The organism is Bradyrhizobium sp. U87765 SZCCT0048, assembly GCF_018131225.1.
Classification (GTDB): domain Bacteria; phylum Pseudomonadota; class Alphaproteobacteria; order Rhizobiales; family Xanthobacteraceae; genus Bradyrhizobium_A.
Map to the genome: position 1 here is coordinate 1191331 of NZ_JAFCMM010000001.1, position 14804 is coordinate 1206134.

The 14804-nt window shown below is 66.6% G+C and carries 11 protein-coding genes; 6 read left to right on the forward strand and 5 right to left on the reverse strand.

The genetic code is table 11. From position 1 onward, the window contains the following. Positions 1 to 70 precede the first annotated feature (70 nt). Genes JQ639_RS05145 through JQ639_RS05155 form a run of 3 tightly spaced genes read right to left on the reverse strand, consistent with a single transcriptional unit; the run spans position 71 to position 4240 of the window. The gene (locus JQ639_RS05145) at positions 71 to 1699 is read right to left on the reverse strand and encodes an HAL/PAL/TAL family ammonia-lyase (protein ID WP_211969102.1); all 1629 of its coding nucleotides are present in this window, start codon (positions 1697 to 1699) and stop codon (positions 71 to 73) included. 22 nt (positions 1700 to 1721) lie between these two features. After that, complete coding sequence (locus JQ639_RS05150) at positions 1722 to 2987, reverse strand: allantoate amidohydrolase (RefSeq protein ID WP_211969101.1); 1266 nt, start codon at positions 2985 to 2987, stop codon at positions 1722 to 1724. An 11-nt stretch (positions 2988 to 2998) separates the two neighbouring features. Further along, entirely contained in the window at positions 2999 to 4240 is a 1242-nt protein-coding gene (locus tag JQ639_RS05155; RefSeq protein ID WP_211969100.1) for a urate hydroxylase PuuD, read from the reverse strand. A gap of 113 nt (positions 4241 to 4353) precedes the next feature. Between JQ639_RS05155 and JQ639_RS05160 the strand changes: the two genes are divergently transcribed. Further along, a complete protein-coding gene (locus JQ639_RS05160; RefSeq protein ID WP_211969099.1) occupies positions 4354 to 5280 on the forward strand; it encodes a LysR family transcriptional regulator in 927 nt (308 codons plus the stop codon). Positions 5281 to 5449: 169 nt separating this feature from the next. Here the strand turns inward: JQ639_RS05160 and guaD are convergent, their stop codons facing one another. Further along, complete coding sequence (gene guaD, locus JQ639_RS05165; RefSeq protein ID WP_211969098.1) at positions 5450 to 6778, reverse strand: guanine deaminase; 1329 nt, start codon at positions 6776 to 6778, stop codon at positions 5450 to 5452. Further along, a complete protein-coding gene (gene puuE, locus JQ639_RS05170; RefSeq protein WP_211969097.1) occupies positions 6775 to 8196 on the reverse strand; it encodes an allantoinase PuuE in 1422 nt (473 codons plus the stop codon). Before puuE ends, guaD begins: the two co-directional genes overlap by 4 nt. Before the next feature lie 174 nt (positions 8197 to 8370). Between puuE and uraH the strand changes: the two genes are divergently transcribed. The 5 genes from uraH (at position 8371) to JQ639_RS05195 (ending at position 14677) form a co-directional block, all read left to right on the forward strand. Further along, a complete protein-coding gene (gene uraH, locus JQ639_RS05175; RefSeq protein ID WP_211969490.1) occupies positions 8371 to 8742 on the forward strand; it encodes a hydroxyisourate hydrolase in 372 nt (123 codons plus the stop codon). Beyond that, positions 8714 to 10240, forward strand: a complete 1527-nt coding sequence (gene xdhA, locus JQ639_RS05180) for a xanthine dehydrogenase small subunit (RefSeq protein WP_211969096.1) — start codon at positions 8714 to 8716, stop codon at positions 10238 to 10240. Before uraH ends, xdhA begins: the two co-directional genes overlap by 29 nt. After that, positions 10227 to 12566 carry a xanthine dehydrogenase molybdopterin binding subunit gene (gene xdhB, locus JQ639_RS05185; RefSeq protein WP_211969095.1) on the forward strand — a complete coding sequence of 780 codons (2340 nt, stop codon included), beginning with the start codon at positions 10227 to 10229 and terminating at the stop codon, positions 12564 to 12566. The genes xdhA and xdhB overlap by 14 nt, the downstream gene beginning before the upstream one ends. Before the next feature lie 7 nt (positions 12567 to 12573). Then, the gene (gene xdhC / locus JQ639_RS05190; protein ID WP_211969094.1) at positions 12574 to 13422 is read left to right on the forward strand and encodes a xanthine dehydrogenase accessory protein XdhC; all 849 of its coding nucleotides are present in this window, start codon (positions 12574 to 12576) and stop codon (positions 13420 to 13422) included. A 211-nt stretch (positions 13423 to 13633) separates the two neighbouring features. Next, positions 13634 to 14677, forward strand: a complete 1044-nt coding sequence (locus tag JQ639_RS05195; protein ID WP_211975026.1) for a hypothetical protein — start codon at positions 13634 to 13636, stop codon at positions 14675 to 14677. The last annotated feature ends 127 nt before the right edge of the window (positions 14678 to 14804 follow it).

Consider the following 14804-nt stretch of genomic DNA (forward strand, 5'->3'; position numbering starts at 1 on the left):
CCTGTCGAGCGACGGGCGTTTGACATGAGCAAAGCTGCGGCGGAGATGCGCTCCGCCGCAGGCACGCCGGCTATTCGAGCGGACCGACGGCGGCTTCGACGGCCTCCACGATGGCGCCCGAGCGCACCAGCGCCAGGGCATCGATCATCTCGTGATGGTACCAGCGATCGCCCGACAGCGCCGGCTTGACCACGCTGCGCAGCGCTTCGAGCGCCGCGCGGCTGCCCTTGCCGATCGGATGGTCCTTGGCATGTTCCTCGACCAGAGACAGCGCCTGCCCGGCCATCAGGATCTCGCAGGCGACGATCTGCTCGACATTCTCGACCACCGTGCGCGCCTTGCGGCCGCACCAGGTCGAGTTCGAGACATGGTCCTCGGCGTTGGACTTGCCGGGGATCGAGTCCACCGAGCCCGGCGTCGACAGCGTGCGGTTTTCCATCACCAGCGCCGACATCGAGCACTGTACGGTGGCGTAGCCGGTGTTGAGACCGCGCTTGCCGGCCAGCAGGTTGCGCGGCAGGCCGTAGCTCATGGTCGGATCGATCAGCCGCGCGAGGCGGCGCTCGCTGATCGAACCGAGATCGGTGGTGGCGATCGCCAAGAGGTCCATCACCTGGGCGACGTACTGGCCATGGAAATGGCCGCCGGAGATGCAAGTGTAGCCGCCCTCGCCATCGTCGAAGATCAGGGGGTTGTCGGTCGCCGAGTTGATCTCGGTGCCGATGACCTTGCCGACATAGCCGAGCGCGTCCCGCATCGGGCCATGCACCTGCGGCGTGCAGCGCAGCGAATAGACGTCCTGCACCCGCGGCGCGGGCGGCTTGCCCGGCGCACGGTTCTCGTCGGGATAGATGGTTACGCGCGCTTCTTCCGAGCAGCGCTGCGAGCCTTCGACGATACGGCGAATGTTACGTGCGCTCGCCGCCTGCCCTTCGTGCGGGCGCGCGGCATGGACGCGCGGATCGAACGCCGCGAGCTCGCCGCGCATGCACTCCAGCGATAGCGTCATGGCGATGTCGGCATGCTTGAGAATGCGTTTGGCATCCTCGATCGCCAGGACCGCGAGCGCCAGCGACACGGTCGAGCCGTTGATCAGCGCCGAGGCATCCTTGGCGGACAGCGGGAAGTCGACATCGAGCCCAGCTTCGCGCAGCGCCTCGCGCGCCGGCATGCGGCGGCCCTTGTAGATCATCTCGGCCTCGTCGAAGCCGCAGATCGCACCCGACATGTGCGCGAGCGGCGCGAGGTCGCCGGAGGCGCCGACCGAGCCCTTCTGCGGGATCACCGGATGCAGGCCGGCGTTAAGGCAGGCGAGCAGACGGTCCACCACCTCGATGCGCGGACCCGAATAGTTCGACGCAAAGGCGTTGGCACGCAACAGCATGGTGGCCCGCGTCACGTCTTCGGCGAACGGTTCGCCGATGCCGGTGGCATGGGCATACACGGTTTTGCGCTGGTACTCGGCCATCTCGGCCATCATCACGCGCTGGTCCTTGAACAGGCCGACGCCGGTGTTGAACGAGTACATCAGCGGCGCGTCGTCGCGCATGAAGTTGGCGTCGATGTAGGCACGCGCCGCGACCACCTTGGCGCGCGCCGCGGCATCGAGCGCGGCGGAGGCAAAGCGGCCCTCGGTCGGACGGGCGACGCGCAGCACCTGATCGCCGGTCAGCGTCAGGCCATCGATCGAAACAGTCATGTCAGGGTCTCCAGCAATCGGTTCAGACGGCCCGCACGGGCCGGAAATGACGAATGGCGTCGAGCAGCACCCGCATCGCCATGTCGGCGTCTCCTGCGGTGATCTGCTCGAGCGGGTTGTGGCTGATGCCACCAGCGCAGCGCACGAACAGCATGCCGACCGGACAGAGCGCGGCGACCGCCATGGTGTCGTGGCCGGCACCGGACGGCAGTCGCAGCGGCCGTACGCCCTGACGCACCACTGCGTCCTCGACCTGGGCGATGATCGCCGGATCGCAGGCGCAGGCACCCGCCTCGTGGGTGGTGGCGATGTCCAGCGTGATGCCGCGCTCCGATGCGATGGCGCTCAGGCGCTCGCGGATCTGCACAACAGCAGCCTTGCGTTGCGCGTCGTCGGGCGAGCGCACATCGATGGTGAAGCGCACCTCGCCGGGAATGACATTGACAGCGCCGGGCTTCGCCTCGATCCGGCCAACCGTGGCCACGAGATCGGCCTGCCCCCGCGCCAGATCCTCGATCGCGACAAGGCCCGCCGCGGCACATGCCAGCGCATCGCGGCGCAGCGCCATCGGCACGGTGCCGGCATGGCCGGCAACGCCGCGCATCGTCACGGCAAGGCGTGTCGCGCCGTTGATGGCGGTGACGATGCCGACCGGCAGGTGCTCTGCCTCCAGCACCGGCCCCTGTTCGATATGCATCTCGAGGAAGCCGAGCACGTCCTTTGCGTTGCGGGCGACAGCGCCGATCCCGGCCGGATCGCAACCGAACGACACCAGCGCCTCGCGCAGCGACACCTCGTCCTGATCGCGCGCATCGAGGCCCGCCGGATCGAACGTTCCGACCAGCGCCCGCGAGCCCGACAGCGTCACCGGAAAACGAACGCCTTCCTCGTCGCCGAAGGCCACGACCTCGACGGCGAACGGCAGCCGCTCGCCGCGGCGTGCCAGTTCCTCGATCGCAACGAGACCCGCGATGACGCCGAGATTGCCGTCATACTTGCCGGCGTTGCGCACGGTATCGATGTGCGAGCCGATGATCAGCGCCGGCGCCCCGGGCTTTTCGCCTTCATAGCGCGCCACGACATTGCCGATGGCATCGACCGTCGCCGTGACGCCGATCTCGCGGAACCAACCCGTCAGGGCGTCGACCGCACGGCGATGAGCCGGAGAGAGATAAAGCCGTGTCAACGCACCGGGCTCGTCGGTCAGCGCCGCAAGCGCCTCGAGGCGCGCCATCACCCGATCACCGAGACCATCGGCCGCCACAATCGCCTTGGCTGGATCAGACATTGGTCCTCCGCTCAGTTGGTCGCGCGACGCAGCCAGTCGGCGAGCGCGAGCCGCTCGTCCACGGTCATGTCGGTGATGTTGTTCGGCGGCATCGCGCGGCTGACCACCGCCTGCAGCTTGATTGCCTCGGCCTGCCGGGCGATGTGCGCCGGCGTATCCAGCAGCACCGCCTTCGGCGCGATCTGGATGCCGTCCCACACCGGCTCGGCGGCATGGCACATCGCGCAACGCGAGGTGACAATCTCAACCACCTTGGCCGGCGGCGGCTGCTGGTGCGGCTGCGCCGCCGCCGTGGACACGGCAGCTGGCGCTTCCGACAGGCCGAGCTGCGCCCGACCGGTGGGCGACGACGCCATCGCGATCCAGAACGTGAGCCACAGCGCCACGGCGACCACGGCCCACACCCACCACGGCGACTTGTCGTGGTCGGAGTGCCGAACGTTGTAGAAATGGCGGAGCAACGCGCCGGAGATGGTGATCAGGAACACGATCGGCGGGATCACGGCCGGATTGGCGTAGAGCACCGGATAGTGGTTCGACAGCATCAGCAGCACAGCCGGCAGCGTCAGGTAGTTGTTGTGGGTCGAGCGCTGCTTCGCCTGCTTGCCGAGCGCGGGATCGGGGGCCTCGCCAGCCATCAGCGACGCCACAACCTTGCGCTGGTTGGGGATGATGATCATGAACACGTTGCCGGCCATCCAGGTGGCCATCAGCGCGCCGACATGGATCAGCGTGCCGCGGCCACTGAACACCAGGGTGAATCCGTAACTCGCCGCGACGATGATCACGAGGCCGATCAGACCGAGCACGGTCTCGTTCTTGCCGAGCGATGACTTGCAGAGCTGGTCATAGATCACCCAGCCGCCCGCGAGCGCACCGATGCCGACGGCAGAGGCCTGCAGGCCGGTGAGCGGAAGCACATCCGGGTTGACGAGATAGAGGCTCGCCTGGGCGTAGTAGATCCAGACCAGCAGGAAGAAGCCGGAGATCCAGGTCGTGTAGGCCTGCCACTTATGCCAGGTCAGCTCCTCCGGCATGAAATCCGGGGCGACCAGATACTTGCGCATCTCGTAGAAGCCGCCGCCATGCACCTGCCAGCCGACGCCGCCTTTGCCGGCCGGGATGTCCGCCGCCGCCCGCAGGCTGGCGTCGAGATGCATGAAGAAGAACGACGATCCGATCCACGCCATGGCCGCAATCACATGCAGCCAGCGCAGCAGCAGGCTCCCCCACTCCAGAATATACGGAATCATCGCCCTCTCCCGATCGTCCACTCCCGGTCCCGATACACTAATCGGGCCAATTCCATTGCGCATCCACGGATTTCGGGAATATCTTTCGAAACATTCGACAAATCGGAGGTCCCATGATCTCGCTGGAAAACGTCAGGATTTTCATGCGGGCGGCCGAATCCGGAAGCTTTTCGGCGGCCGGGCGCAGCCTGCGGATGTCTCCGTCGGTCATCAGCTACCGCATCCAGGCGCTGGAAACCCATCTCAACTGCCGCCTTGTCAGCCGCACCACCCGCCGCATGAACCTGACCGAGGCCGGGCGGGTGTTCTACGAGCGCTGCCTCGACATCATCGAATCCGTCGAGCGCGCCGAGGTCAGCGTCACCGAGGCCGGCGCCGCGCCGCGCGGCACGCTGAAGGTGACCGCCCCCCTCGGCCTCGGGCGGCGGGTGATCTGCGGCCTCGCCGCGCGCTACCGCGAGGAGCACATCGAGACCGACATTCACCTGCGGCTGTCGGACCACTTGCTCGACCTGGTGCAGGAATCCGTCGATGTTGCCATCCGCCTCGCCCAGTTGCGGGATTCCACCTTCACGCTGCGCAAGATCGCCGACATCGAGCGGGTGCTGTGCGCCTCCCCGGCCTATCTCGAAAAGCACGGCACGCCGGCAGTGCCGTCGGAGCTGCTCCGCCACAGCTGCCTGCTGCTGCGCTTTCCCGGCTCACAGCAGTTTCGCTGGACGCTGATGGTCGACCACGAGCCGACCACCCTGCCGGTGTCCGGCCAGCTCGACGCCGACGATTGCGATGTGCTGATCGAATGGGCACTCGCTGGCCAAGGGATCATCATGATGCCGCTGTTCGAGGTCGCCGAGCACATCGCCAGCGGCCGCCTGGTGGAGATCCTGCCGGAGGCGTCGCCACAGCCGGTGACGCTGGGCGTGCTCTACCCCACCCGGAAGATGCTGCCGCTGCGGGTCAAGGCGTTCGTGGACATGTCGGTCGACGGCATCCGCCGCCATGTGACGAAGCAGCTCGCGACGGTCGGGAAGAAGATGTAGGCCGCTCCATCCTCGGCGTCATGCGCGGGCTTGATCCGCGCATCCAGCTTGATCGCCACACGACACGCGCTTCTTGAAGCTGGATCACCGGGTCACGGCGCTGGCGCGCCGGCCCGGTGATGACGCAGAAATACAGGAAGTGCGATCGCTTCCAGCCGAAGACGGGCGCTCACACGGCCTTCGGCTTCACCGGCCTTCCCGCGACATAGGTCTCCGCCACGCAGCGGTCATCGCCGAGGGTCATCAGCAGGAACAGCTCCTCGGCGAGATCGCCGTCGATGCACTCCATGCGATGGGCCATGGCCGGGGTCGCGCGAGCATCGAGCACGATGATGTCGGCTTCAAAACCTTCCTCCAGACGGCCGATGCGATCGTCGAGGCCGAGCACCGCGGCGTTGCCGCGAGTCATCATGTAGAACGCCTGCAGCGCCGGCCAGCTCTGGCCCTGCATCTGCAGCACCTTGTAGGCCTCATTGGCGGTCTGCAGCATGGAATAGCTGGTGCCGCCACCGACATCTGTCGCAACGCCGACGCGCACGCCGTGCTGGTGCAGACGGCGCATGTCGAACAGGCCCGAGCCCAGGAACAGGTTCGAGGTCGGACAGAACGCCGCGATCGAGCCACTGTCCGCCAGCGCTGCGACCTCGCTGTCCTCGAGATAGATGCAGTGGCCGAAGATCGACCGCGGCCCGAGCAATCCGTAGCGCTCATAGACCCCGGTATAGGTCTTCGCCGCTGGAAACAGCTCCTTGACCAGTGCGATCTCCGCGAGATTCTCGCCGAGATGGGTCTGCACATAGGCGTCGGGAAACTCGTGTACCAGCGCGCCGCTCGCCTCGAGCTGCTCCGGCGTCGAGGTGATCGCAAAGCGCGGTGTGATGGCGTAGAGCTGCCGCCCGCGACCATGCCACTTCTGCAACAGCCCACGGCTTTCCTCATAGCCGCTCGCCGCCGTGTCGGTCAGCGCCTCCGGCGCGTTGCGGTCCATCATCACCTTGCCGGCGATCATCCGCGTGCCGCGCCGCTCGCTCTCGGCAAAGAACGCCTCGACCGATTGCGGATGCACCGAACAATAGACCACTGCTGTTGTCGTGCCCTGCCGCAGCAGCTCGTCGAAGAAGAAGCGCGCGACATATTCGGCATGGCCCTGCTGGCGCAGCTTCTGCTCCTCGACGAAGGTGTATTTCTGCAGCCACTCGAGCAGCTGCGCGCCATAGGACGCGATGACCCGGGTCTGCGGGTAGTGGATGTGCGTATCGATGAAGCCGGGCAGGATCAGCCGGCCGCGATGGTCGTCGATGGCAACATCCGGCGGCAACCGGCGCAGCAGCGCCGCCGCCTCGCTAACGGCGACGATCCGGCCGCCCGCGACCAGCACCAGACCGTCTTCCCAATAGCGATGGCTGGCGGCGCCGCCGACCAGCCGGGGATCGGCCTGGAAGCTCAGCACGCGGCCGCGGAGCGCGCGCTCCACGGCGAACGGAAAGGTATCGGTCATGGCAGGCGATCCCTGAGCCGCAGCAAGGCGATCCGCTCGATCTGGCGCAACGCCTCATCGAACTCCGCCTCGACACTGTTGTCGATCCGGCTCTTGAAGTTGGCGAGAATGTCCGCCTTGTCCCGCCCCTTCACCGCGAGGATATAGGGAAAGCCGAAGCGGGCACGGTAACGGTCGTTCAACGCGGTGAATTCGGCAAGCTCGGCCGGCGTCAGCCGGTCGAGGCCGGCGCCGCCCTGCTCGCGGGTGGAGTCCTCGGTCAGTTGCTTGGCGAGCGCCAGCCGTCCGGCAAGATCCGGATGGGCATCGATCAGGGCCCGCTGCCGCGCCGCAGGCTGCGCCCGCATCGCGGCCACCATGCTGGCATGCAGTCCCTCCGCCACATCGTCGGCCGCGCGCAGGCCGCCGCGATAGGCAGCCTCGGCGATTTCGGGGGAATGCTCGAAAATGTCGCCGAAGGTCTCGACGAACTGTATCAGCGACATCCGGCTCGGCGGCAAGCCGCCGACGGGCGGATGATGCCGCAGCCAGTGCCGGGCGATATCGATACGGCGGGTGAACCACACCTGCTGGTGGGATGCCACATAGTCGAGGAAGCGCATCAGGGCGGCGATGCGGCCCGGGCGTCCGATCAGCCGGCAATGCAGGCCGATCGACAGCACCTTCGGCGCCGTTTCGCCCTCCGCATAGAGCACGTCGAACGAGTCCTTCAGGTAGGTAAAGAACTGGTCGCCGGTGTTGAAGCCCTGGGCGGTGGCGAAGCGCATGTCGTTGGCGTCCAGCGTATAGGGAACGATCAGGTGCGGGCCGCGCGGGCCCTCAATCCAGTACGGCAGGTCGTCGGCATAGGAATCGGACGAGTAGAGGAAGCCGCCCTCCTCCATCACCAGGCGCGTGGTGTGTTCGGAACAGCGCCCCAGGTACCATCCCGTCGGCCGCATCCCGGTCACCTCGCGGTGCAGTGCGATGGCGCGCAGGAGATCATCGCGCTCGGCCGCAGCCGGCATATCCTTGTACTCGATCCACTTGTAACCATGGCTGGCGATCTCCCAGCCTGCCTCTTTCATAGCCACGACTGCCGCCGGATTGCGCGCCAGCGCCGTGGCGACGCCATAGACGGTCACGGGAATGTTTCGTTGCGTGAACAGCCGCCACAGCCGCCAGAAGCCGGCCCGGCTGCCATATTCGTAGATCGACTCCATGTTCATGTGGCGCTGCCCAGGCCAGGGCTGGGCACCGACGATCTCCGACAGGAACGCCTCCGAGGCGGCATCGCCATGGAGGATACAGTTTTCGCCGCCCTCCTCGTAGTTGATCACGATCTGCACGGCGATCCGGGCGCCGCCGGGCCAGGCGGCCTGCGGCACGGTCCGGCCATAGCCGGCGAGGTCCCGGGGATAGTCGGTGGTATCGGTCATGGAGCGTGATATCCTTGCGCAAACAGCGCGCAACACTATGCGCGCTGCGGCCGGCTGGCCTTTCGGGAATTTCAAAAGATGTTTCCGAAGCTCCCGGCAAGCCGGTTGACGGCGAACGTGGCACTATTCCTGCTGAAGGAAGCCGCGTGGATAGCGGCCCAACAGGAAACGCTTATGACCAGCCAGCACGGTAGCGGGCGTCTCACGACGCACGTCCTCGACACCACGAACGGCCGACCGGCGGTGCGCCTGGGCATCGTGTTGTCCCGCCTCGAGGCCCGGGGACCGACGGTCCTGCTCGAGACCCAGACCAACCTCGACGGACGCTGCGACGGCCCCCTGCTCTCCGGCGACACCATGGTTCCCGGCCGCTACGAGCTCGTGTTCCACGCCGGCGCCTATCTGCGGCGCGAGTACGGCAACCTTCCCGAGCCGCCGTTTCTGGACGAGATCCCGATCCGGTTCGGCATCGCCGACGCCAATGCCCACTACCATGTGCCACTGCTGATCTCACCTTATGGCTATAGTACCTACCGCGGCAGCTGACTGCCCGGACGGAGGACCTCGCTTGCGACCTCACATTCGTTTCTTCTTCGGCTGGGATCTGCAGGAGATCGATCGCATCGCCCCGACGATGACGGTCCTCGACTGGCTGCGTCTCACCAAGCGTCAGCTCGGAACCAAGGAAGGCTGCAACGAAGGCGATTGCGGCGCCTGCACCGTGGTAGTGGTGCGGCCGGACAACGGCCGGCTGACCTATCGTGCGGTCAATGCCTGCATCCAGCCGGTAGGCAGCCTCGACGGCTGCCAGCTTCTCACCGTCGAGCATCTCAAGAACAACGACGGCACACTGCATGCCGTGCAGGCGGCGATGGTCGAGCAGCACGGCTCGCAGTGCGGCTTCTGTACCCCGGGTTTCGTGATGTCGCTGTTCGCCTTCAGCAAGGTGAGCGGCCCTGCTCCCACCGACCAGGCGATCGACGACGCCCTGTCCGGCAACCTCTGCCGCTGTACCGGCTATGCGCCGATCGCGCGTGCCGCGCGGCAGGCCTGCGCCGGGAACGAAGCCGATCGGTTCGACCGCCAAGCCGCCGAGACATTGTCGCGCCTCGAGGCGTTGCAGGACGATGCCACCGTCCATGTCGGCGATCCCTCCGGCAACTTCTATGCGCCAGCCACCGCCGACGCGCTGGCAGACCTCCTCATCGCCAACCCTGATGCCACCATCGTCGCCGGCTCGACCGACGTCGGGCTGTGGATCACCAAGCACATGCGCTCACTGCCGACGCTGGTCTGGATCGGACGGGTGCGCGAGTTGCGGGTTCTCGACGACCACGGCGGCGCGATCGACATCGGCGCCGGCGTCACCTACAGCGACGCCAGCGACCTCCTGGCCCGCCACTATCCCGACCTCGGCGAACTGATCCGCCGCCTCGCCTCGACGCCGATCCGCAATGCCGGCACCATCGGCGGCAACATCGCCAACGGCTCGCCGATCGGCGATGCCTCGCCGGCGCTGATCGCGCTGGGCGCCACGCTGCATCTGCGCCGTGGCGCCGAGCGCCGCGCGCTGCCGCTCGCCGACTTCTTCATCGCCTATGGCAAGCAGGACCGCCGGCCCGGCGAATTCGTGGAGCGGATCACCGTCCCCAAACCCGCATCAGGCGAACGCTTCCGCGCCTACAAGATCTCCAAGCGCTTCGACCAGGACATCTCCGCCGTGCTCGGCGCGTTCTGGGTCCGGCTCGACGGCGATCGCATCGCCGACATCCGTCTCGCCTTTGGCGGCATGGCCGCCACGCCGAAGCGCGCGGCTGCGGCCGAACAAGCGCTGCGCGGCCAGGTGTTCGACACGGCTGCGGTGGCCGCGGCCAAGGCCGCTCTGGCGCAGGACTTCAGCCCGCTGACCGACATGCGCGCCAGCGCCGACTACCGGCTGCGGGCCGCACGGAACCTCATCGAACGGCTTCATCTCGAACTGATGCATCCCGGGATCGAGACCAGGCTCGTCGGCGACAAGGCGATCGCACATGTCCAGGGTTGAACGCACATTCCCACAACAGGCGGCGTTGAAGAGCGGCGTGTCGGCATCGCTGCCACATGACAGCGCCCGACGCCATGTCACCGGAGAGGCCATCTACATCGACGACATGCCCGAGCCGGAAGGCATGGTTCATGTCTATGTCGGGCTCAGCGAGCGGGCGCACGCCCGCATCGTGGATATCGACCTGTCGAAGGTGCGCGCCGCCCCTGGCGTGCTGGCGGTGTTCACCGCCGCGGATATTCCCGGCGCCAACGACGTCAGTCCGCAGCACCTTCATGACGAGCCGCTGCTGGCCCGCGACCGCGTCGAATTCGTCGGCCAGCCGCTCTTCATGGTCGCCGCGCGCACCCGCCTCGAAGCCCGCGCCGCGGTGCGCCTCGCCGCCGTCACCTATGACGACCTGCCGGCGGTGCTCGACATCGACTCCGCCAAGGTCGCCGGCAAGATGGTGACCACTCCCATGACGCTGGTGCGTGGCGATGCCGCCGCCGCGCTCGCCGCATCCCCGCGCCGTATCCAGGCCCGGCTGCAGATCGGCGGTCAGGAGCACTTCTACCTCGAAAGCCAGATCGCTTTCGCCGTGCCCGGCGAGGAGGACGACGTCACCGTCTATTCCTCGACCCAGAACCCCACCGAAGTGCAGCACATGGTGGCGGCGACGCTCGGCGTCGCGGCTCATGCCGTGACCGTGGAAGTCCGGCGCATGGGCGGCGGCTTCGGCGGCAAGGAAACCCAGTGCAGCGCTTTCGCCTGCTACGCCGCGATCGTCGCCAAGCACCTCAATCGCGCCGCCAAGGTTCGTCCCGACCGCGACGACGACATGGTAATGACCGGCAAGCGTCACGACTTCACCGTCGACTATGACATCGGCTTCGACGACGACGGCCGTATCCACGGCGTCGACATGACCTTTGCCGCCAAGTGCGGCTGGTCGGCCGACCTGTCCGGTCCCGTGACCGACCGCGCCCTGTTCCATGCCGACAACTGCTACTTCTATCCCGCCGTGCGCGCGGTGTCCGAACCGCTGAAGACCAACACCGTGTCCAACACGGCCTTCCGCGGCTTCGGCGGTCCGCAAGGCATCGTCGGCGCCGAGCGCCTGATCGAGGAGATCGCCTACGCCACCGGCCTCGATCCGCTGGATGTGCGCAAGCGCAATTTCTACGGCGACGCCGGCCGCGACCTCACGCCCTACCACCAGACGGTGGAAGACAATATTGCCCTCGAACTGGTCGAGAAGCTGGAGCGCGACTGTGACTACCGGGCGCGCCGTACGGCGATCCACAGCGCCAATGCGGGCAGCCCGGTGATCAAGCGCGGAATCGCGCTGACGCCGGTGAAATTCGGCATTTCGTTCACGCTGACGTCGTCGAACCAGGCGGGTGCCCTGCTGCTCGTCTATACGGACGGTAGCGTGCAGATCAATCACGGCGGCACCGAAATGGGCCAGGGCCTCTACATCAAGGTCGCCCAGGTCGTGGCAGAGGTGCTGCAGATCGACATTTCCCGCATCAAGATCACCGCCACCACCACCGCCAAGGTCCCGAACACGTCGCCGACCGCCGCATCGTCCGGCGCCGACCTCAATGGCAAGGCAGCAGAAGCCGCCGCACTGACCATCAAGGAGCGGCTGATCGCCTTTGCCTCGGAGAAGTGGGGCGTGCCGAGGGACGAGGTCGCCTTCCTGCCGAACCGCCTGCGCATCGGCAGCCAGGAGGTTCCTTTCGCCGACGTGGTCAAGCAGGCCTATCTCGCCCGTGTCCAGCTGTCGGCGACGGGATTCTACAAGACGCCCAAAATCCACTGGGATCGCCAGGCCGGCCGCGGCCGTCCATTCTACTACTTCGCCTATGGCGCAGCCTGCAGCGAGGTGGCCATCGACACGCTGACCGGCGAATATCGTATCGAACGCGTCGACATCCTCCACGACTGCGGCCGCTCGCTCAATCCGATCCTCGACATCGGCCAGATCGAAGGTGCGTACGTCCAGGGCGCCGGCTGGCTGACCACGGAAGAGCTGTGGTGGGACGGCAAGGGCCGGCTGCGCACCCATGCGCCATCGACCTACAAGATCCCGGCCTGCAGCGATCGACCGCGCATCTTCAACGTCGCGCTGTACGACGGGCAAAACCGCGAGGAGAGCATCTTCCGCTCCAAGGCGGTTGGCGAGCCGCCATTGCCGCTCGGCGTCTCGGCGTTGCATGCCATTTCCGATGCGGTGGCCAGCGTGGCCGGCCATCGCCATTGTCCGCGCCTCGATGCCCCGGCGACGCCCGAACGGGTGCTCGACGCCGTCGAGCGGATGCGCGCCGCAGCGAAAGCGTGAGGATGCCATGACCCGGGGCCTCGCCGAGACGCTCGCGACCTTCCTTGCAGCCGGCATTGACGTCGCGCGCGTGGTCGTCGCCGACGCGCGGGGGTCGACGCCGCGGGAAGCCGGCGCGGCCATGCTGGTCACCGTCGACCAAACGGAAGGGACCATCGGCGGCGGCAGGTTCGAATGGGACGCGATCGCCGTGGCGCGCGAGCTGCTTGCCTCCGGCGGCAGCCATCGCACCCTGGAGATTCCGCTCGGTCCCGCGATCGGCCAGTGCTGCGGCGGCCATGTCACCCTGACCATCGCGCGCGCCGATGCGCAGACCCTCGCGGCGATGATCACGAGCGAAGCTGCCGAGCGCGCCAGCCGGCCGCAGATTCTGATCTTCGGCGCCGGGTTCGTCGGCCGCGCGCTCGCCAGTGCATTGGCGCCCCTGCCCTTCCATGTCCGCCTGATCGACAACCGGGCCGCCGAATTCGCCGGCTTCGACGCGCGTGGCATCGTGCAGGTCGTCACTGACCGCACCCTGACCGAGGTCGAGGCTGCGCCGACCGATGCCGCCTATCTCGTGATGACCCACAGCCACGCGCTCGACGCCCTGATTGCAGGCGCGGTGCTGGAGCGCGGCGACTTTCGCTATCTCGGCATCATCGGCTCGCGCACCAAGCGCAAGCGCTTCGAAGCCGCTTTCCGCCAGCAGGGCATCGACGCGCGCGACATTGCACGCATCACCTGCCCGATCGGCAGTCCATCCGTTCGCGACAAGCGCCCCGCCGTGATTGCCGCACTCGCCGCCGCCGAATTGATCACGATTTTTGCCGCCGACGTGACCGCACAAACCGACGCCAGTCGCCGGGTTGCGTGATCGCGCCAGCAGACGCGCTGCCATTTTCCGGACTTCCGACGCCTCGTCACCGTGACGGGCGTCGGCGCAACTGACCACTTTTCACATCAGGCCCGCAGGTACGTTGGGGGAACGTACGGCGCTGAAGCCAATGAACGACGAGTGCCGCAAGGCGCTCGCCGATCGCCTCGTCATGTCCAAAGCACAGAGCAAATCAAACATTCAGGGGGAAATATCCATGTCTTGCAAATCGATTGCCATTGCGGCCAGCCTCACATTCATGGCGAGCTCTGCCCTTGCCGCCGACGTCGACATGCCGACGAAAGCGCCGAAGTCGGTGCTCGACCTGCCGTTCTTCATCGTCAACGACAACCGCCTGACTTACGCCTATCAGTTCACCGCGACGTCGCCGGGCGCGGCCGATCGCACCGCCAAGCAGGTGTTCGCCTTCACCCACTTCGACGTCTGGGCCTACGGCACCAATTTCATCAACCTCGAGCTGCTGAAGTCCGACAGCCGCGATCCGGCGTCGCCCTGCCTGCCGACCGTCGGCGTTGCCAACAACTGCGCCGGCGCCATGGAGTTCTACGGCCTGTTCCGCAGCACCTTCGGCTGGAATCAGATCTTCAACACCAAGGCGTTCTCGATCGGCCCGCTCAGCAACATCTCGTTCATCGTCGGCGCCGACGGCGAGACCGAGAACCAGTTCCTGGCGCCGAACAAGAAGGACGTCGTCGCCGGCCTGCAGTTCGCCTTCGACCTGCCCTACAAGGGCTTCTTCAACGTCTCGCCGCTGTATTACCAGGAGTGGAATCACAACGCCTTCCTGACGCCCGGCTTCATGCCGGCCGGCTTCACCGGCATTCCCGACGGCAACACCCACTTCCATCCGACCTGGGCGGTGGAGGTCAACTACTACATGGATCTCGGCTTCCTGCCGGAGAGCCTGCGGTACTTCGCGGTCAGCGGCCGCGCCGGCTTCTACGGGCCCAAGGGCACCGGAGCCTACGGCAACTACACCATCCCGGCGACCAACGCGACCAAGATGGAGATCAACAGCGAGCCGATCCGCCTGACCTTCGACGCCAGCAAAGCGTTCTGGGGGCCGAAATACACTCACTTCGTCGATGTCTGGGTCGCCTACCGCTACTGGGAGAACAAGTTCGGCCTCGACGACGGCAATCCCGCCAACGGCGTCTGCTTCTTCGCCAATGGCGTCAACAACAAGAGCTGCACCGAGAAGTCGCTGCATTCCGGCGTGTCCGTCAAGTTCTGAGAGCGGCGGTCCATACAACGCGGCGCGCCCCACCAGCGGTCGCGCCGCGCTCCGGACGAGCGGTTTCACTCAAACCCGAGACAAAACAGAACGGCCCAGGCCCACGAAGGCCCGGGCCGTCTTTTTT

Coding starts and splice junctions, on each gene's coding strand:
- xdhB (WP_211969095.1), top strand. CDS start 10,227: ATGTCCAGGGTTGAACGCACATTCCCACAACAGGCGGCGTTGAAGAGC.
- uraH (WP_211969490.1), top strand. CDS start 8,371: ATGACCAGCCAGCACGGTAGCGGGCGTCTCACGACGCACGTCCTCGAC.
- puuE (WP_211969097.1), bottom strand. CDS start 8,196: ATGACCGATACCACCGACTATCCCCGGGACCTCGCCGGCTATGGCCGG.
- JQ639_RS05160 (WP_211969099.1), top strand. CDS start 4,354: ATGATCTCGCTGGAAAACGTCAGGATTTTCATGCGGGCGGCCGAATCC.
- xdhC (WP_211969094.1), top strand. CDS start 12,574: ATGACCCGGGGCCTCGCCGAGACGCTCGCGACCTTCCTTGCAGCCGGC.
- JQ639_RS05150 (WP_211969101.1), bottom strand. CDS start 2,987: ATGTCTGATCCAGCCAAGGCGATTGTGGCGGCCGATGGTCTCGGTGAT.
- xdhA (WP_211969096.1), top strand. CDS start 8,714: ATGGCTATAGTACCTACCGCGGCAGCTGACTGCCCGGACGGAGGACCT.
- JQ639_RS05155 (WP_211969100.1), bottom strand. CDS start 4,240: ATGATTCCGTATATTCTGGAGTGGGGGAGCCTGCTGCTGCGCTGGCTG.
- guaD (WP_211969098.1), bottom strand. CDS start 6,778: ATGACCGATACCTTTCCGTTCGCCGTGGAGCGCGCGCTCCGCGGCCGC.
- JQ639_RS05145 (WP_211969102.1), bottom strand. CDS start 1,699: ATGACTGTTTCGATCGATGGCCTGACGCTGACCGGCGATCAGGTGCTG.